Source organism: Nostoc sp. DedQUE12b (assembly GCF_034530835.1).
Lineage (GTDB): Bacteria > Cyanobacteriota > Cyanobacteriia > Cyanobacteriales > Nostocaceae > Nostoc.
In genome coordinates, this window is record NZ_JAVRCI010000081.1 from 1 (window position 1) to 19,367 (window position 19,367).

Genomic DNA, 19,367 nt, shown 5'->3' on the forward strand with positions numbered 1-19,367 from the left:
GGGGAAAAGGGGAAGGGGAAAGGGGAAAGAAAAAACCTTTACCCTTTACCCTTTAACCTTTTCCCCAAACTTAATGCCGAGTTAAAAATGCACAAAGCGAGCAGTATTGGGTTGGTCTAAATAGCCCACTTATAACGCTACCCTTAAAAGACTGCGAACTTCCCCGGCAGACCCTTTGGCAATATTTAGAAAGTTTAAGTATTCTTTGCGAGAATATTGTTCAAATCCTTCTGCAATATTTGTAGGTATTGATACGCTTGCACGTCTTAATTGATCCCTTAGACCAAAGTTTCTACTGAGTTCACCTTCTTTAGTCCTTAAATATATTTGCTTAACTAAGTCAATACCTTTTTGCCATACTCTTAAATCTTCAAAAGTTTCAATTTTTTTCCTTTCCATTCCTTTCCCCTTTCCCCTTTCCCCATCCCCAATTTAATAAATCCCTGTCCAAGAGCGCAGCATAGGAATAATATAAGAAATCGGTGCTTTTTCTCCAACTTTTACTTGAACTGATGTAGTTGTACCAGAGGAAATTTTTAAAGCTGGGCCATCAGAAGATGACCATTTGTAGCCACTGACTGATGTAGGGTTTTCTTGGAGTTGAACAAAAGCTTGCACCTTGCCTTCACCTTTACCTGCAAGACTGGCGGCAATTTCTTTGTTACCAACGATCGCTGTAATATCTTGTGTAGTTACCGGAAATGAAGAAATATCTGCAACGGTTCCGATAATGCCACCTTCACGCTCACGTTTAGCAAAGCTGGGAGTCACTTGTACAGCCATCCCCGGCTTGATTTGCTTACCATCTTTATTAGCAAAGTAAACAAGACTCATAAGTTTTGAATTTGGCTGTTCAGCCTCAATTGACCCCAAGCGACTACCCGGATTCATCATTTGTCCAAGGACAGCACTCAGTTCAAGAATGTGACCATTATATTTGCTAATAATTCTACTTTCTTGAGATAGTTGGAGTTCTAATTGGGCAATTCGCCGCTTTACTTCCCGAATTTTATTGCTTTTATCAATTGATTGCTTTAAATCTTGTTCGCGTAGTTTAGTATTTTGAGTATTAATATCTTTAATTTTGGTTTTAATTTCGTCAATTTTATTAAGATTTTCCAGATATTCTCGTTGCGTGGTGGTTTTTTGGATTTCCAGATCCTTGAGTTGCACGTCAATATCTGACAATTCGCTTTGAGTATTAAAATATTCTTGCTCCGCTTGCACCAACATATCTTGGCTGATGACGTGCTGCTCAAAAAGGTGACGACGGTTATCAACCCGCCCTTTGAGAGTTTTGAGTAAGTAATTAATTTGTTGTTTGCGGGAATTAATGCTTTGGCGTTTTTGAGCGATCGCTCTTTGGGTTTGATCGCGTAACTTTGGTGCATCTTGCTCTCGACGCAGATTATTTTCCAGATCAAGTTTTTGCTGCCCAAGCGTCATGATTTGTTGGTCAATCAGCAGCTTTTGTAGCCTGTCAGTTTCTTGATTCTGGGTTTGCAGTTGTTGCAACTTTATCTGCTCTTGCTGCAACTGCTGCTTTAGCGCTGATTGGTCGATAATACCTAGTACATCACCTTGTTTAATAATATCCCCCGCCTTGACCTTGAGAGTTAGTAATGGGCCAGAACTAGGTGCTTGAAATTCCACAACATGGTGCGGTTTAATCAATATACCTTGACCTGTGACGGTGAGAGGAATTCTACCAAACACACTCCAAACGCCAGCCACAGCAACTACAAAACTCAAAGTAGATAGAGTCAACCAAGCTTGAGGTTTGACCACATTTATCGCTTGATCCAGTTGTTCTGGTGAAGATAAGCGATCTAGGGCTTCTTGGCGAAAGATGTGGCTGTGTTTTAGTTGCATTGTTCTCCTTCTTGCTGACAGCACCCAGAACCTTAAGACTTCTAGACTTTTAAGATTAAAGTGCGATCGGGGAGAACTAGGGGAGAAATAGGGGAGGCGATCGCTTTTACTGCCTAAGTTAGGGAGTGAGTATCCCACTTGTTTGCATATCATTGCGTTCGCCCCTGGCGTTCTCGTTGGCGCACTTGTACTGAGCGAAGCCGAAGTAGCCTCTCGTAGAGAAGGGTACGAAACGATTTTGAAGTTGGGTTTTGTTCTTCAATCCAACAAATGCCTATATTAATCAAAGTCTTTAAATAGGATTGCTATATCCTGTCATAGCTTTTTCATTTACCCTATTTATGTTAAAAAGCCAATACCCTAAATGAAGTATTTATCTAGAACTATATTTTGTATTTCAGCTAACAAAAAAAATTATTTTTTATTAATAAATAAAAAAGCTCCTATCCTTAATCATAAATATCCCTGGCGGGGGGATTGTAAGTTATTAAATATTATGGTTTTAATTATTTAACACCTGATTTAGGAACATTTATATGTTAATTAAAAGATGGAAAGAGTTGCTATTAGCAGTGGCAATATTACCTTTGTTTATGCAACCAGTTTCAGCACATATTATCTGGTTTGACTATGATAATGGAGAATACAACCTCTTATTTGGTCATCCAGAAGACGGCCCAGAACCTTACGATACATCTAAATTTAAGCAAGCTACAGCTTATGATTCTAATAGACAAATACTTCCGTTTGATATCAATCAGAAAAAAGACGGGTTATCTCTAACTTCTAATAGTGAAATTGCAGCATTAACTGGATTTTTTGATAATGGCTATTATGCTAAGATAGGCGATGAATATCGCAGTATTTCTGAACAAGAAATTGGACAATATCAAGACGTTAGCCATTATCTGAAGTATACTAAAGCTCTTTTCGATTGGTCTGACACTCTGGCTCAACCATTCAACTTGCCTTTAGAAATCATCGCATTACAGAATCCTCTTGAAGTCAAACCAGGAGAAAACTTGAAAGTTCAAGTTCTTTATCAAGGAAAACAAATTCCAGATGTGACAGTAGAATATTTGGGCAAAAAGTTAACTGGCGACCAAGATGGTACTTATTTGGTTCCTATTGGTGATGAAGGATTACAACAAGTAGAGGCTAGTTACACAGTTGCTTCAGCTACCAGCCCTAGTATTTCTTACGAAACTGGCTTTACAGCACAAAAAACTTCTGTACCTGACCCATCGGCATTACTTGGTCTTGGTGTAGTTGGATTACTGGGATTATACAAAAAACGTTTTTCGCTTAAAGCTTAATTACGAATTAGTCTCAATGCGCTTGGGTTAAGCCAGAAAAATAAATTTGTGTAGGTTGGGTTGAGGAACGAAACCCAAAATTCTCGTACATTTGTTGGGTTTCACTTCGTTCAACCAAACCTACAATTATCCTTAACCCAAGCGTATTGGAATTAGTCTTACCTGTAAAGATACACTATTAACGTCTGTGAGCGAATAACAAGCTCAATCCCACAATAATATTGAAGGCAAGTTATTGTTAGCCAGACGCAGCAATTGATAACCAATTCCAGATATACCGGGTAAAAAACCAGGATTAAATACAGAATTGGGTAAGTTGGGGAACAGTTGATAAGCTCCAGTTCGCTTGGCTCTAGCCACAACATTTGTTGCATTCTGGTGAGCAATTTGATGCCAATCAGGACGGGAACAGATTTTTGCACCGACTAACAGCACTTCCGCGCGACCGAAATTGCCACAGCACAAGTGATCGATCGCTTGTAAGCCAAAATTCTGAGTAGTTTGGAGAGCAATTTCAATTTCTTGTTGAATTTCCGACGTTTCCACGATTCTCAAACTGCCTAAGCGTCCCAAACCAATCCCGGCTGCACCATGACACCACTTATTTGCAAAGTCAGGTTGTCCCGGTTGTCCCATTCTGCGGAAGTCGGGCCAGTTGGCGGTGGACTCGCAAAAGACGCTACGCTCATACTCGATTCCTGCTAAACCTGCTTCTAAGTACTTGCCCTCTGAGGTGGCAACATAAAGTCTGAGCAAGGCATAGGAGATACCTGCGGCTCCATGAGAGAAGCCAGTTAAGGGCTTGTCCCAAAAAGTATGCCAAGCTTTGGGCGCACCATTATGGCTAACTTGATGGTTGACTAAATGTTGTCCACAGGCGATCGCTTTTTCTAAAACGGTTGCTTCTCCTGTGGCTTGATGCAGGGACAATAACCCTAAAATTGCTCCTGCTGCTCCACTCATAATATCCAAATGTTCATCGGCAGCAATTAGTTCTGGTGTCATCAAATCGGCTAATCCTTGAGCGTCTGGCAACAGCGTTGCATCGTTGAGGAATTGACTAATTTTCACCAGGCTATAGATCATCGATCCTAAACCTGTTGCACCCCCAACGCCCATGAAACGAGCTATGCGTTCCCAAGTTTCGGGATCGATGGAATGGATTTGGCGACGCAGAGATTGCACTGTCCTCAATGCTAAATCACGGTAACGGGAATCACCAGTTACTTGACTGAGTGCCGCTAAAAACAAGGCAACTCCAGAGCGTCCGTCACAAAGAGAATTGTTTAATACTTGCAGTTGATATCGTTCGGCGCGAGGCACAAAGTCTAAGCCAATCCAGTTAACGCTGCCATCAGGGTCAGAAATGGCTCTGGTTTCAAGTTGAGTGGCGATTTCCTTGGCTTCGGCAATCAATTGTTCTGAACTCAGCAACGGTAACGATTCCCCTTGCCATTGCCCACCTTGGCGGCTGGAAGTGGTTGCAATCTTGGCATCGAAGGAGCCTTGAATAATCGCTACTTGTCGAGCTAGGTCGGTTTCATCCAGAGATTGTAACTGGTTGAGCAGGTCTTGGTAACTGGATTGCTTGAAGTAGTTGGGAATGGAAGAAGAACCGTTTAAACTGAGTTCATCAACCACAGCACTAGCTGTGAAGAAGGGAATATCCAATTGTTCCATTGCTCGGAGTTCCGCGCTCAAAACAGGAAAGGCGTTCGGTCTATTTTGAGCAACTAGAAAGGCACGACTGAGAACATCGAGTTGAATACTGTAATCTACGCCGTGTTTGAGGTAATCGGGTGCTAAAGCTTTTTGAAGGATGATCCCATAGATGCGGGTGTTGCGGAAGATAAAACGCACCTGCTGATTTTGCATAGCAGATAGCAAATGGCTTGAAATTAAGAAATCTTTGTGCGCCATCAAAAAGCGATACATCCGCTCAAACCCAGTGGTGATTTGGAGTTGATAATCGTTTGGAGACAGAGCAGTTTCACCCAAGAACGGTACATTTTTCCCAATCGGCAAGGTTACAGGCTCAGACAACAGATGCATATTATCTGTATTAATGTTCTGCCAGCGCGGCACTTTGCGGGGAGATAATCGGGGATCTGTGCTGCCTAACCCGCTAATATCATAAGCGACACTGCGATCGCCACTAAAATCCCAACGCGGTAAAAGTCCGGTGCGGAGTACGGAATCCCAAAATTGTTGTGTGGCGGTTGTTTCTAAATCTTGGGTAAGCGGTGAGTCTTCAATGAGATTCGGTTCATGGTGCAGCAGCGTTTCCATGTCAATCAACACCAGATGTTCGCCATTGGCAATTAAGTTTTCGTAATGGCAATCTGTAGCTCTGAGGGCGTAAAGCACACACAACAACATCCCAGAACGCTGATAGAATCGTTTCGCAGCTGCTTCATCAACACAAGGCAACTGTTCAACATGTTCTACCCAACCGTAACCGTTGCGTTCTAGCACCTGAATGACTTTAAAATCTAAAAGATTGCTGTGTTGATTACACCAATCCAAAAATTGATTAAAGACAACCTCTAGTCCTAAATCTTTGGGTTTATAAACAAGTTTAAGTCCAGACTCAAAGGTGAGCAAAATCACCGTTCGTCCACGCTTATGTGGATCGGAAAGAGAGGCTTGAATTTCGGCAACTTTGTTTTGAGAAAATGGGGCGATCGCTTCATCAAAAGTTCGTTGAATATCTGTTCTATCTGCAATTAAACGTTCGAGAAATTCAGCAGTAAACTCAACCCAAAAATTGACTGCTGTTGCCACTAAACGACCGAGAACTGGATACTTTTGGAAGAACGTCAGCATTCCATCTTCTAGGAGTTGATTGACGAACTTGGTGTAGTGAGTGTTATTGCTTTGTGTCTCCAGTCCTAGTAAGCCGAGCAAGCTTTGACCAAAGGGACGCACCTGAGAAAATTCAAAATCTAATGTCTTAGTGCAAAGTCCTGCTAATCGTTGCAGTAGACCACGTTCCAAAGAGGTGTAAGCAGCTTGGGAAAGAATCGATAAGGGAAGATACTCTTGGGTGAATTGACTGCCGCAGCGAGTCAGTAATTGCTGTCTGGCTACCAAAATAGCAGGCAAAAGGATATCTTCAAAGGCGATCGGATTTTGTGAATCGATTGGTAGAAATACTTGCGTTGCAGAATTGAATCCTGTAGCGGTTTGGATGATTTGCTGCAAGGTTTCTGCCCACTCAGGCAAAGGTCGATCGGCAAGCAACTCGACGGTTCCCAATTTGGAACTAACAGTATCGAGGTCTAGCCCTTCCCATTGTAAGCGTTTGTGTAACGTATCCAATTTACCTTCTGCTGCAACTTGACACCAGCGATCGCGCCGATGGTTAATTTCTTGTTCATTGACTCGATCGCCATTAATTGCAAATCTGCTTTCATCAAGGCGCTCCCAGAGAAAGCTAGCATTGGCAGCGATCGCCCTTAATTCGTCTGATGTTTTCTGTTGGGATAAGCGAACAACTTGTTGAACCATAGCTGGATTTCTCATAGTGGGAGTTAAAACAGAGGTATCAATCAATACGGTTCGGATAAGCATTTTTCATTTTCCTTGTGGTCTGGGGAAAGGGTAAGGGGTAAAGGGTAAAGGATGTATTCAAAACCTTTCCCCTTTTCCCTTTCCCCTTTAACCGAACCGTATTGAGGTATCAATGGGATAAAGCAGAAAGTAGGAGTAAGAATTATATTTTCTTAAATTTGGTGAGAATTATGAATGGAATTCCCTCTTTACCTTCATAAAAAAGCAAAGAAGGAATTCAATACTTGTCGGGTTTTGGGGAAAGGGAAAAGAAAAAACCTTTACCCTTTAACCTTTAACCTTTACCCTTTTCCCCCTTTTGCAAAAAGCACTTTTGCAAGAGGTCTATACTTTTTTTAGCAGCAACCAGCGTGTCCACCACCGCAGGAATCTGTATGACATAGTTTGGGCGCACTATCAGCCATCATCCCGCCGCTAACACTGAGTAATTCCTCTTCACTCAGTTCGTTGGAGTCCACAAAAGTAAACTCTGCCAGTATTTGAGCTACGCTTTCAACTGTGAAGTTATAACCTTTTTCTGTACTGGCAATTAACAACAGTTTGATGGCTTCTGTTTGGGTAACTGCTGCTTGCATGTTCTCACGTAACTGGGTGTTTTGGAGTAGGTTTTTAATTTCTGACAACATAACTAGATTCTCCTATTGGTGGTACTAATTATTCATGAGATTTTCTCTCTCCCTTGCTCAAAGGAGCAAAGAGGGAATTTGTTATGCGGCATCTCTTTCTGAGTTGAACCTCAGTACCAAGTATGGAAATTATCCAAATTAAAATATTGGAAAAGTTGGATCTAAAAAGCTCTTTTAGAAAAACAACTGACCTTGGAGGCTACAATGCCAAAGAGAAAGAGAAGCTACATACCTTTTTTAGCAGTGTCTGTCACCACAGCCTTCTGTATGACATAGCTTAGGCGCACTATCAGCCATCATTGCACCGCGCAATGTCCGCCACCACAGCCTGCTGTATGACATAGCTTAGGCGCACTATCAGCCATCGCTCCACCACTAACACTAAGTAATTCTTCTTCACTCAGTTCGTTAGAGTCCACAAAGGTCAGTTCTGCCAGCATTTGAGAGATGGCTTCAACTGTGAAGTTATAACCTTTCTCTGCACTAGCGATCGCTATCACTTTGATAGCTTCTGCTTGGTTAGCTGCTGCTTTTACTTGCTGTTGTAATTGTGCGTTTTGCAGCAATTCTTTAATTTGGTGTAGCATAGGTTTGTTCTCCATTTTTATTGACTTATTTATACGGCAGAGATTGCGCGCTTGTTTGGGGCGGTGTTCTCTGCTTTTCTGATTTGAATTTAGAAAAAAATAGGGGAGAACTAGGGGAAATAGTTGCAATTGCAGAAAAATTTTTTAGCAGAGATTAATTCAGGGATTAGCTATATCATGTCCAGCTAATTAGTTATAATTCCCGAATCTATGCAGAAAGCCCAAAAACCCCTGCCCCAATACGGTTTGGATAAGCATTTTTCACTTTCCTTATGGTCTGGGGAAAGGGAAAGGGTTAAAGGGTAAAGGATGTATTCAAAAACTTTCCCCTCTGCACCTCTGCACCTCTGCACCACTGCACCTCTGACTTCAAGCTTGTGAGAAATGCGGGAAATTGTATTAAAGGGGAGCGGTACTGATACCGCGCACAAAAATATCTACACAGGTTTCGATATAGTCCTCACAGCTATAGCTGCCTTGATTGAATTTTGCACTGCGGCATAGCATTCCAGCTAACAGCATTCCTGTAAACATATCGACAGCCGGAAATGGATCGAGGTCTGCTCTGACAGTACCTAGTTTCTGACTCGATTGCAGGTAAGCTACCAGTTTTTCCGCTAAGGGCTTGGCAGCTTCTTGAATCACTTGTTTGGCTGCCTCTGGATGACGTTTAGCTTCTCCAATGAAGGTACGAATTAAGTCCTCCTGTGTCTCTAGCATAGTATTGTAAAGATGGGCATACTGTTTTAAATCAATATTTAGATCCTGTGTCCACGCTTCGGAGTGTGCAAGGGCTTCTGTCTGGAGTGCCAAAGCATTTTCCATTACTGCTCCCAAAAGTTGTTCTTTGCTAGCAAAGTGGCGAAATAAAGTCACCTCATTTACACCAGCAACACGAGCTATTTCACGGGTAGTTGCTCCTTGAACACCTAAACTGGCAAATACCTGCAAGGCGGCTTCTATCAAACGTGTACGGGTGAGAGTTGATGAACGTATGGTTTTATGCATTTATGATGGCAAGTACTTACTTTCATCATAGATTATGTAGAAAAAGTGGTCGTAATTTGGGAACAATAGTGTTTATACCAATATTTTTAAAGTTATTGAAAATATTTACCTTCTCAAATTGATTTGGGTGCGATAGCTAATGTTTTACTCATTTTAGTAACTGGAACAACTATCCCACTTCTTAAATAATGAGGTGCTTTTTGGATGGCAGTAAATCCTAGTCGTAAATAAAACCCTTCGGCATAAAGGCTAGCAGTTGTAATTACCTTATCTATGCCTTGCTCAATTGCTTTGTCACAAAAATGTTGAACTAAAGCACGGCCAATCCCTTTACCTTGATATTTAGGGTGGACATACAACCCGATGAGTTCATCAACAATGAAACTAGCAAAACCTATAACAATATCTCCCTCGACCGCAACCCAGAAAGATTCTGCTTTCATACTCTTCAAGATATTTGAACCATCAGGTTTGTCGCGGTAATTGCGCCAAGCTAAAAGTTCTTTTTGGGTGTAGAAAGTTGCAGGTAGAGCTTTGATAGCAGCAATATGAATTGCACTCAGCACCCACGCATCTGTTTCTTGGGCAGGTCGAAGAGATATTTCGTTAGCGCTCATAGGTTCAGGGCTGGCATTCAGATTACAAGAGAAGGCAGGAGGCAGGGGGTACAAGGAAAGCAGTATGAATGAAAACTTTAGTTCTGGGTCATTTGCCCAGTTTCAAAAAAAGAATTGTTCTATTTATACACTTGTTCACAGAAATCTTGATCCAATTGCTCTCCCAACTTGCCCAATAGTATAACTCCTGAAATATAATCTACGGTAATTCTATCGCTGAAAAGTATAATAAGCTTTAATCAACACTAATTCTATCGATAAACCGTATATTATGGATAAAGCAATAAAATAACCAACTTCAAAAGACAAATTTTGAAGTAATCAAGCAATATCTTGTGATATTGGCTAATTTTGGTGTGTTTATTTTGAATATCTTCTCAAAGCTTGTGCCCTTAGAGTATTTAGCAAGCTGGCAGACATTAGAAAGTCAAAAGGAGTGAATGTGATCAACGCCATACAAATTAACGAAAACTTGACAACAACAGGACAAGTCATACCAAAACAGCTTGAGCAAGCTATTCAGGAAGGTTTTAAGTCCGTTCTCAATCTGCGATCGCCTGATGAACTAGGATTTTCTAAGGATGAGCAAAAAGTAGCAGAAGCATTGGGGCTGTATTATCAAAATGTTCCACTCAAGGTGGATCTAAAAAATTTGAATGAAGAGGTGATTACCAAAATCCTCACGACACTCGAACAAATCCCGAAACCAGCAGTTGTGCATTGTGCCGCCGGGATGCGCTCGACTGGAATTGCGCTGTTGAGTATCGCTATCCAGGAAGGATTAACACCAGAGGAAACCTTAGCAAAAGCAAGAAATCTCGGCTTTGGATTCTTTGAACACGCTGGCGTTAGTCCCCGATTGAAGCAATTATTTGTGGACTACGTTAACAAACACGCGAAGATAGCTTTACCTGCTAGCTGCTCTTAATACAGTATGGCGATCGCTTATTTGAGGGATCTGAAGCTGGAGATAGCTAAAAAATCAAATGCCCAAGATCGAGGCGAAAGTACTTTTCTTCTGAGTAAGTGCCTGACATTAGTAGCCTAGCAAGCAAACTCATCGATAAAGAGAAGAAATTAGTTTTAGCTCTCTAAAAGCATTTTAAGCTATTTATCTATTGGTGAGAATTTTGCTTGTAACACAGTTTCTATAGCTGTTTGTATTTGAGGATCTACTCCTTGGGCATATTCTAGAGGAAATGGAATATTAATGTCTGGTATTACACCTTTACCTTCCAGCCTTTGATTGCCGTTAACAAATACATTCGTAACTGCAACATAAAGCAAGCTACCATCTCGCATTAAATAAGGACGACCTGCAAGTACAGCTCCTGCCGTTTGAGTTCCAATCACTGAGCCAATCTTACTTTGTTGAAACCCAAACGCCAGAATTTCTTTACTACTACGACTTCCTGAGTTCACTAACATCACTACAGGTTTTTTCCATTGATAGTTATAGGTATAACGGCGTTGGTTTCGTGGAATGTTAGTGATGCTGAGATTATGTTTGGCAGTAAAGATGTTGAGATAACTAACATCTCCTCCACCCCATCCATCTCTTAAATCTAAAACTAAACCGTCTGCATTTTTTAAGCGACCATAAATCAGTTCATCTTGAAGTTGTTGCTGGTAGGGGTCTGCTGCATTTGACCATATATGAATATAACCAATTTTCTTGCTATCTTGCTTAATTAGCTTAGTACTAGCTATCTGAGCTTGCAAGAACATCGTGCTAGGATCAAAAATTTTTGGGACGACAGCAACTTTTTGCTGGCTGCTCGGTTCGAGCGATCGCTGTATCAACATTTTGACGGTTTGGCCTGCTTTTCCAGCAAAAGAGTGTATTGGATGATATGAATAACCATCAACACTTAAAATTTGATCCCCTACCTTTAAGCCAGCTTTCGCAGCAGGGCTTTCATCAAGAATAGAGCTAATAAATGTTTTGCCATTGATATCTTTGGTGAACAAGCCAATATCAGTATATTCAACTTTACCTTTAGGAAAAAGCTTTTTTAATTGCTTATTTAAGTCAGAATTTTTAGTTAAGAAAATCCCTAAAAGCTGATAGTAAGCAGGTTCATCTTGAGTATAAAACCGAGTATGAGAAGATTTGAGTTGAGAAAGCATTTGATTAATGACAACAGCAACGTCTTTAGTTGAGTTAGCTTTTATTAGCTGAGGTTGATATTGTTTTTTAATGGATTTCCAATCTACTCCATTAAAGTTGGGATCGTAAAAATTATCATTTATTGTTTGCCAAACTTGCTCAAAAACTTGAGTTTCTGATTTTGCGAATATTGGCATAAGCGGCGAACTCAACCACAGTAGAAGCAAAATAGAAACACTTAAAATAAATATTCTAGCTGATTTTTCTAAGAAAGTAAGCTGGAATGTTCTCATGTTATTGTGTCTTTTAAGTCAGTAACTACGCTATCCTGCCTCAAAACCCGATGCATTTATTACTAATAACATTTATCAGACTTTGGATAGAAGCGCTAAAAGATGTATTTTAAATTCCTTAATAGTATTTTCTACTTCCCAACCTTGATGATAAAGTCTTGCTAGCAACTCTATCAGTAATTTTTTAATCTTTAATAAGCTATAGCAATCTAGAACGAGTAGTGAGAAAATACTGAGGCTGCATTAATTATTGTTTCACTAAAACATACTCAAGTAATATAGCAGTCTGAAACAGAGATGATAATCAAATTATACTACTACATTACTTGAGTTTTATCGGTTAACCAAATTCCCCCTCAAAGGCAGGAGTGTTTCATTCCACCTCAAACAGGATTTATCAAGATGGTCAGCGAAAAAAATTGTAAGTATGGTGACGAATAAATGAACTTTTAAGCACTTAAATAATAGTAAGATTGTTCATTTTATCGGCAGGCCGGCAACAAAATAATCAATTCTTAATCGCTAGAACCCTTGCTTTTTCAGGCTCTTTAGGGAATGAAACGGCCCTGACCTCAATGGTAGGGCTGCTAATCGATACATTCAATGGAAAAATTTGTTCTGTGCTTGTGAGGCTAAAATTGGCGAATATCTCATCACCTTTGTTAAATAAGCCACTATCTTCATTCAGAGTACTATAGCTAACTGTCGATTGAAAAGTATAAGTCCCTGCACTAGTGATGTTTTGACTTGGAAACAAGAACAAATCATTATCTCCTCCGTTGAAACCGCCATTATCTCCAACTAGTTTAGCTCTGAGTTGGAAACCAACCTCATTCTCAATAAGAAAAGTTTCAAATGAAGTGAGTCTGACATCGACCGTTACACTTACGTTCGGCTCTGAATTAGTAAAAAGATCAATTGATAGTGTGGGATTACATAAAGTTGCCATACTTAGTTATCTCTTGAAGTACTTATCTTTATTTACACTGCTAAAAAGTAAATTTGGTACTATCATTATGTGTATTATTAAGGTAGATATATTAATAAATATACTTATGCTAATATCCACCAACAGATAGTTAATATCAAGTAGGTAAACTGTTAATATGGGTTTAGCTCTCCGTGTTTTGAAGCCTTCACCACTTAAAAATTCTTAATTTATTAACAACTGTTTTCGGTGAGCCATTGGGCGAGTTGAATCACAACACCATTGGAATCTGTGAGTTGAAAGAACCTTTCAACCCAAGATTCAGTCTTGAACGCATTTGTAGGGGTGCATAGCTATACCCATGAACTCCTCTGCTGTCAAGGGCAAAGAGATGTCTTAACCGAACCGTATTGCCCCCACAGCCTTTGCTCCCTTAGTCGGGGACTTAGCAATTATCTGGCAAGAAAGCGGCACCAAAGATGTTTTAAGTAAATCGCTAGAGTGATTGAGGTAAGTTTCGTCAGTTTGATGGATGTCTCAAAGTGCTGAATCTGGTGAAATTGTTAGGAAAGGAAACGTTTAATTTAAAACTTGTAAAGTATTTATGATACAAATACCAATTGTTCGCCAAATTCTATTAGATCCCGATACTGGATTGCTACCATATCTTAGTCAACAACTTCAAACACAGAGCTTTTCATATTTTAAAAGCCAATTTGGTTTTTAAAATATGAGTCTTGTAGACAAGTTATCTCTAAGAGCTGATTCGTAAAAAAATATTAAGCAGGCTTATCTTTGTCAGACCGAGATTCGACGTTTACCGAGAGATTTCCACTTCAATTCACGCCAAATTCAAACTGTACACTGATTTAGTGGAAGGGGTTGGGCTAGATGAAGCATACCTGGATGTTACTGAGAATAGGCAAAACATTACCTACACTTCTACGATTGCAAGATATATTAAAACTGCAATTTTTGAAGAAACGAAGTTAACGGCAACTGCGGGTGTGTCGATTAACAAGTTCCTAGCAAAAATGGCATTAGGCCAGAATAAACCCAATGGACTAACGGTGATTTTACCAGAGGAAGCAATTGCATTTGTAGAGCAACTGCCGATTGAGAAGTTTCACGGGATTGGAGAAGTGACTGGGGCTAAAATGCACTCGCTCGGCATTCACAGTGGTGCGGATTTGAAGGTGCGATCCTCCCTTGGGAAGTATATTTACCACAAGTGATGTCTGCGGTGGGCTATGCCTACATCCCTTTCTGTGCTATCTGTGTTTGCATGAATTTAATATATGCAATCGGCTGCGATTTGTCGTCCACTCATAGTTGGCACTTTTATTGAGTCGCATGAACGATCGCTTAACCCATCTCACAATGGAAGACTAACTCCAACTAAAGTTGGAATCCAACAAAATGCCTCAATTTAATCTTCAATCAGCTGGGGGATTTTTAGGGAGAATAGCTGGACAAAGCCAAATCGTAGTCGGTACTGGTAGTCTGCCAATCCAAAATTGTTGGGTGACGACTGGGAAAAGGGGAAAGGTTAAAGGGGAAGGGGTTTAAAACATGAGTCCCTTTCCCCCTTGCCCTTTACCCCGCCAAGTTCCCTTAGCTAACTACTAGTGGATACTGGCAGCCATGCTTCAATTTGCTTTGCCATTTTCGTGGCATTGTTCTGAAGGCGATCGCATCCTTCCGAACGAGTTTTCATCTCCTGTGTTGGTTTTAGGTGTTATATCATGTCCGTATAATTAGTTATGATTTCCACAGTCATTGCACCCCACCCCCAGCCCCCTGACAGGTGTAGGTTTTTTACAATTTAGGAGGAGTTAAAGCAATAGAAGTCATCAACAGGAGTATGGGGGAAAGAACTCCAGCGATGAAGATGAATAGGAATATGATTGAGTAAATCAGCGCACAGGGTCAGTAATCCCAACAGAAAACAAGAAATCTGGCGTGTAGGATGAGGGTTGAAAGGTCGAGAAAATACGATATGTCGAGATGGAAGTTGTTCTAGGCTAGGGGCTACGGTGTACACACAAGTCGAAAAAAGCTTGATTTTCCATTGTTTTCTCGTTGATCTCGTTCCCATGAAGAGCATGGGAATGCCTGATTTAGAGGCTCTGCCTCCAGTCAGATATTGAGTCTCTGACTCAATGAATGCATTCCCAGTCTCCGACTGGGAACGAGGAAAAACAGGAAAGTCTTATCAAGCTAGGTTTTTAGGACTTGTGTGTACACCGTAGAGGCTAGGGGGAGAAGAAAGATTTTCAGCCTCGCCCCCAAGCATAACCATCCAAAGTGTGGAAACAGCGATCGCTAACCATAAACGCTCGGCACGTTGTCAGTCAAGCAAACGGGTATTGTGCCACTGCCAGCCATCAGATTTCACATCGCGGTAAACGCATTCAGTACTAGGACGTAAGCCGTACCAAAGTACTGAAGCGCTCATTGGTTCGAGATCAGTTAAAACCAACCACGGGTCTTTGTAGCCGATATCCCAACGGGCAAGTAATGTACATTTAAGTGGATTAGTTTTAAAACAAACAATCCGACCCGACCAAGATTGTCCTGGTGTAGAAACCACATCCACCAATGGAAGCCATGTTTGATCTGGTGGAACTCGATAAGTTCCTTGATGGTTAATGCGTAAAAACGGATGCCAGCCTTGCTCGACAATCAGTTGATATAACCAGTCTGCATACAATCCTCGGTCGGCTGTGAGTATCACTTGAAACTGACTCGGAATTACACCTTGCAGCGCATTAATCAGCTTTTGCCAATGACATGACCAACTTCCTGGTTCATTGGCTAGTACAACACATCATGCGATTGGGATTCCACATCCTGCCAACAAAATATTCAGCGATAAGACTACGAACTTATTACCAATAGTCGTTGCGTCTAGTGCGAAGGCAATTTGTTTGGTGTTTGGTGGCAGCAAACTTAAAACCCACATTAGCAATGGTGTAAAACAACCGCTAACATCCAGACTGCGACGATGAAGCCCTTTTTTCGCTTCTGCCTCCTGATACCATTCCCTTAACCTTTGACGTACCGACGAGGCTTTTTCTTGATTCACTCTGGCGATAAATTGTGATATAGCCGTAGTCACATAGGTTAGGACAGTGTTGATTGCTCAAAGGCTTGAAACGACCGGGTTCTTACTCAGCACTCAGCACTCAGCACTTTGCTATACTTTACTCAAGCTACTTGATTTGGTCATTACCATGCCAAAACTCCACGTCGCCAGCCCCACCACTTGCGGTATCGACAGATGTGGCATCTTCTCTGATACTATGCGTGTCCACTGTTTGAGATACTCATTTTTTAGCATTTGAGTCTCATCCAAACTCGGTTTCTACTTTTATTTTCTGACGAAAGAGACTGAATACTCGCACCCTTGTAAAAAACCTACACCTGTCAGGAAGGGGAGCGGGGGGGAAGGAGAGCGGAGGGGCTGACAGGTGTAGGTATTTTACAAACGTAGCTGAAATGAGGTTTTTGCGTTGGTTGAAAACTCAAATTTTAGTCTCTGATTTTCCACCTAAGAACGAAATTTCGTTATTTGAACCACCTTTAGAACTCTGTTTGAGAGTATCCACTCATGCCCACATAAAAAACCTACACTTGTCAGGAGCGGAGGGGCAGGGGAGCAGGGGAGCAGGGGAGCAGGGGAGAAGTTGCAGTAAGTCTTTTCCCCTCTGCCCCTCTGCCCCTCTGCCCCATGTCCTCAAAAATTAGAAGCGATCGCACTTAAATCTGGCTCGATGAGTGAGTTTAGCAATGTCCACAACTGCAAATCAGTAAAGTCTGGAATTGCCATAAATGCACCGACTGACTGCAAAATTTGCGGATCGTGAGTGGAGGCGATGCCAATGGTGCGGATATCTGCGCCCACCGCTGAACGAATACCAGAGGGAGAGTCTTCTAAAGCGATCGCTTCTTCTGCTGTAATCCCCAATTTATTCAGGGCAACTTGGTAGGGCGTGGGATCGGGTTTACCTGCAATACAATCATCCGCTAAAACAATTATATGAAAAGCTTCTTTTATCTCCAAAACTTCTAGCATAAATTCTGCATTTAATCTAGGTGCATTAGTTACTAATACACGTTTTAATTGGTGTGTTTCTGTCCATGCTAGTAGTTCAGAAAATCCACTTAGCGGTTTAAGATGCGGGGCGAGTTTGCGGAACAGCGCCTCTTTTTCGTCTGCAAATTTTTGCCCTTCTGCTGCTGATAATTGTGGCAGAATGTCTTTAACAATTTCTGGATTTAGCCTTCCACTAATTCGGGATTTATAAAATGTTTCGTCTATTTCTATGCTGTAATTTAACAGCATTTCCCGCCAAGCTCGGTAGTGTATGGGGTCAGTGTTGACAATAGTGCCGTCTAGGTCAAAGAGAATTGCAGCCAGCATGATTTTTCGGTAGAATGTAAATAATTGTTAACTTAATTTAAATAGTTTACATTGTTTTTTGTCTTTAGTAATTGTTCCTTTGTTAATACGGGGATTGGGGACTGGAGAAGAAAATTTTAAGAGTCAAAAATTAATCTACTAAATTCTAAAATCTATACTGGATAGGGCATATAAGGGCAGACAGGTAAAACCTCTCGAAAAACTGCCGTATAATTGATAACCTTCTATGTAAGCAAATGGTAGCCGCCACAAACTTTTTTCGCGTTGATGATTTATTAGTGCAGATTTACAACTCTGAAGCCGAAATGGCTGAGGATGTTGCCGAAATCGTGCAAAAGTATTTACAGCAAGTTCTTAATCTTCAGGATACAGCTGCTGTATTGTTAGCTACAGGTAACTCCCAACTCAAATTTCTTGATGCTTTGATTGCATTGGGTGGTGTAGATTGGTCACGGATTATTCTGTTCCATCTAGATGAATATTTGGGAATTACTACTGACCATTCTGCCAGTTTTCGGCGTTATATGCGAGAACGTGTAGAGAAACGGGTTAAACCTAAGCAATTTCACTATATAGAAGGTGATACATTACAACCAGTAGCAGAGTGCGATCGCTACACCAAATTATTGCAAGCACAGCCGATTGACTTATGCTGTCTTGGTGTTGGCGAAAATGGACATTTAGCTTTTAACGATCCATCTGTAGCAAATTTTCAAGATCCTTACAGCGTAAAACTAGTAAAACTGGATACTGTGAATCGTCAGCAACAAGTAAATACAGGTCACTTTCCGAATTTAGAAACTGTCCCCCAATATGCTTTTACTGTTACCATTCCAGCAATTTGTTCGGCTAAAAAAATTATCTGTCTTGCTCCAGAAAAACGTAAAGCCAATGTGGTAAAAGAGATGCTGCAAAGTTATATCGGTACAGACTGTCCGGCTTCTATTCTCCGTCAACAACCCCAAGCGACGTTGTTTTTAGATATTAATTCTGCTAGCTTACTATAATTAACTTAAACTTATTCACACGTCAATCTTCCAAGCTAATGATTGCAGCGATCGCTGGAATTGCATGAGGTAGTTTCAGTATACAGTAACGCTATAACTATCAAGCGAGATTTTATATCCAAATTCGCCAATACTGATACACTTTGTTCTAAAAATTTGATGTTTATAGAAGTCATAAACATCTCAAAGTAATGAAATAAAAGTTTCTAAATACGCCAGTCATCAAAATTTGGATTGATATTAAGCGACTGGCGAATCTAGCAAGCTTTGAAAAGGAGGGTATAAATAACTTAATAGATACCCTTAACCATCCTCAAAAGTTCAAAAGTGCTAAATTCCAGCACCTGATTTTGCTTCAGCACCCATTGGCGAAACATAATCACGGAAAAGAGTAATCTGCTGTTCATACTCTAATCCTTGAATTTTACCAAACAAGGCTTTAGCTTCGGAAGGAAGTTCATAATCACCAGGTACAGGAATGATAGTGCCATTATCCATCCCTTGAGATAATCTATACCAAAACAGGAGTTTTGTGGTATCACCCAAAGAGCCATATTCACGAGAAATTTCGCTATCCGCTTTATTAATCAAATCACGCTGAACTTGTAATTGTTGTTCGTGAGATAATTCCTTAACTTGATTAAATAAACCTTCAGCTATTTCTGGAGAAACAGTACTGGCTCCAGGAGCAGCAGGAGTAATTGAACCCCCCATTTCTTTGTAGATAAACCAAAACAAAGCAAGTTGTTGATCTACATTTAACTGTTGCCAAGCTTGAACGTGTTCGCGAATAGTGGGATCGTTAGTTTGTGTGGATGTCATGATTAACTTCAATTGCAATTATTTATTCTTAAATAATGTTATCAAATGTACATTTTAACTTTTACCCTACTGAAGACAGATGTCTGAAAATCATAAAGAAGATCGTTCAAAGCCAAAATAATGCTTGGCAAGTGCCAAATGAAAGAGTTAGCAATTAGAAGTCTGTTGTCGAATTAAAAGAT

Annotated in this window: 17 protein-coding genes; 4 read left to right on the forward strand and 13 right to left on the reverse strand. The window is 40.7% G+C overall.

Going from position 1 to position 19,367, the window contains the following annotated elements; all coding sequences use genetic code 11:
- Window positions 1-129: 129 nt before the first annotated feature.
- On the reverse strand, window positions 130-399 hold the full coding sequence (locus RMY16_RS27180; protein WP_322738976.1) for a four helix bundle protein: 270 nt from the start codon (window positions 397-399) through the stop codon (window positions 130-132).
- A 33-nt stretch (window positions 400-432) separates the two neighbouring features.
- Window positions 433-2,025, reverse strand: coding sequence for an NHLP bacteriocin system secretion protein (locus RMY16_RS27185; protein WP_322738977.1), 1,593 nt, complete (start codon window positions 2,023-2,025; stop codon window positions 433-435).
- 383 nt (window positions 2,026-2,408) lie between these two features.
- On the opposite strand from RMY16_RS27185, the gene RMY16_RS27190 reads away from it, so the two are divergent.
- Window positions 2,409-3,188, forward strand: coding sequence for a DUF4198 domain-containing protein (locus tag RMY16_RS27190; protein ID WP_322738978.1), 780 nt, complete (start codon window positions 2,409-2,411; stop codon window positions 3,186-3,188).
- A gap of 204 nt (window positions 3,189-3,392) precedes the next feature.
- On the opposite strand, the gene RMY16_RS27195 is transcribed toward RMY16_RS27190, so the two are convergent.
- From RMY16_RS27195 to RMY16_RS27215, 5 genes are all read right to left on the reverse strand, one after another.
- Complete coding sequence (locus RMY16_RS27195; protein WP_322738979.1) at window positions 3,393-6,761, reverse strand: type 2 lanthipeptide synthetase LanM family protein; 3,369 nt, start codon at window positions 6,759-6,761, stop codon at window positions 3,393-3,395.
- Between the two features lie 335 nt (window positions 6,762-7,096).
- Window positions 7,097-7,387: a Nif11-like leader peptide family natural product precursor gene (locus RMY16_RS27200; RefSeq protein ID WP_322738980.1), complete on the reverse strand. Its 291-nt coding sequence runs from the start codon at window positions 7,385-7,387 to the stop codon at window positions 7,097-7,099.
- A 296-nt stretch (window positions 7,388-7,683) separates the two neighbouring features.
- Complete coding sequence (locus tag RMY16_RS27205; protein ID WP_322738981.1) at window positions 7,684-7,974, reverse strand: Nif11-like leader peptide family RiPP precursor; 291 nt, start codon at window positions 7,972-7,974, stop codon at window positions 7,684-7,686.
- Between the two features lie 399 nt (window positions 7,975-8,373).
- Window positions 8,374-8,982: a TetR/AcrR family transcriptional regulator gene (locus RMY16_RS27210; protein ID WP_322738982.1), complete on the reverse strand. Its 609-nt coding sequence runs from the start codon at window positions 8,980-8,982 to the stop codon at window positions 8,374-8,376.
- 113 nt (window positions 8,983-9,095) lie between these two features.
- Window positions 9,096-9,599, reverse strand: a complete 504-nt coding sequence (locus tag RMY16_RS27215) for a GNAT family N-acetyltransferase (protein ID WP_322662232.1) — start codon at window positions 9,597-9,599, stop codon at window positions 9,096-9,098.
- Window positions 9,600-10,041: 442 nt separating this feature from the next.
- On the opposite strand from RMY16_RS27215, the gene RMY16_RS27220 reads away from it, so the two are divergent.
- Complete coding sequence (locus tag RMY16_RS27220) at window positions 10,042-10,527, forward strand: beta-lactamase hydrolase domain-containing protein (RefSeq protein ID WP_322738983.1); 486 nt, start codon at window positions 10,042-10,044, stop codon at window positions 10,525-10,527.
- Between the two features lie 179 nt (window positions 10,528-10,706).
- On the opposite strand, the gene RMY16_RS27225 is transcribed toward RMY16_RS27220, so the two are convergent.
- Entirely contained in the window at window positions 10,707-12,002 is a 1,296-nt protein-coding gene (locus RMY16_RS27225; RefSeq protein ID WP_322738984.1) for a S41 family peptidase, read from the reverse strand.
- A 508-nt stretch (window positions 12,003-12,510) separates the two neighbouring features.
- Entirely contained in the window at window positions 12,511-12,951 is a 441-nt protein-coding gene (locus RMY16_RS27230) for a hypothetical protein (protein ID WP_322738985.1), read from the reverse strand.
- Window positions 12,952-13,706: 755 nt separating this feature from the next.
- On the opposite strand from RMY16_RS27230, the gene RMY16_RS27235 reads away from it, so the two are divergent.
- A complete protein-coding gene (locus tag RMY16_RS27235; protein ID WP_322738997.1) occupies window positions 13,707-14,165 on the forward strand; it encodes a hypothetical protein in 459 nt (152 codons plus the stop codon).
- A 1,115-nt stretch (window positions 14,166-15,280) separates the two neighbouring features.
- Here the strand turns inward: RMY16_RS27235 and RMY16_RS27240 are convergent.
- From RMY16_RS27240 to RMY16_RS27250, 3 genes are all read right to left on the reverse strand, one after another.
- Window positions 15,281-15,667, reverse strand: a complete 387-nt coding sequence (locus tag RMY16_RS27240; RefSeq protein ID WP_322738986.1) for a hypothetical protein — start codon at window positions 15,665-15,667, stop codon at window positions 15,281-15,283.
- Between the two features lie 93 nt (window positions 15,668-15,760).
- Window positions 15,761-16,051, reverse strand: a complete 291-nt coding sequence (locus RMY16_RS27245) for a hypothetical protein (protein ID WP_322738987.1) — start codon at window positions 16,049-16,051, stop codon at window positions 15,761-15,763.
- Window positions 16,052-16,669: 618 nt separating this feature from the next.
- Window positions 16,670-17,356, reverse strand: a complete 687-nt coding sequence (locus RMY16_RS27250) for an HAD-IA family hydrolase (protein WP_322738988.1) — start codon at window positions 17,354-17,356, stop codon at window positions 16,670-16,672.
- Between the two features lie 236 nt (window positions 17,357-17,592).
- On the opposite strand from RMY16_RS27250, the gene RMY16_RS27255 reads away from it, so the two are divergent.
- Window positions 17,593-18,363 (forward strand): glucosamine-6-phosphate deaminase, encoded by a 771-nt coding sequence (locus RMY16_RS27255; protein WP_322738989.1) that lies wholly within the window; start codon window positions 17,593-17,595, stop codon window positions 18,361-18,363.
- A 330-nt stretch (window positions 18,364-18,693) separates the two neighbouring features.
- Here RMY16_RS27255 and RMY16_RS27260 read toward each other — a convergent pair whose 3' ends face one another.
- The gene (locus RMY16_RS27260; protein WP_322738990.1) at window positions 18,694-19,185 is read right to left on the reverse strand and encodes an orange carotenoid protein N-terminal domain-containing protein; all 492 of its coding nucleotides are present in this window, start codon (window positions 19,183-19,185) and stop codon (window positions 18,694-18,696) included.
- Between the last annotated feature and the right edge of the window lie 182 nt (window positions 19,186-19,367).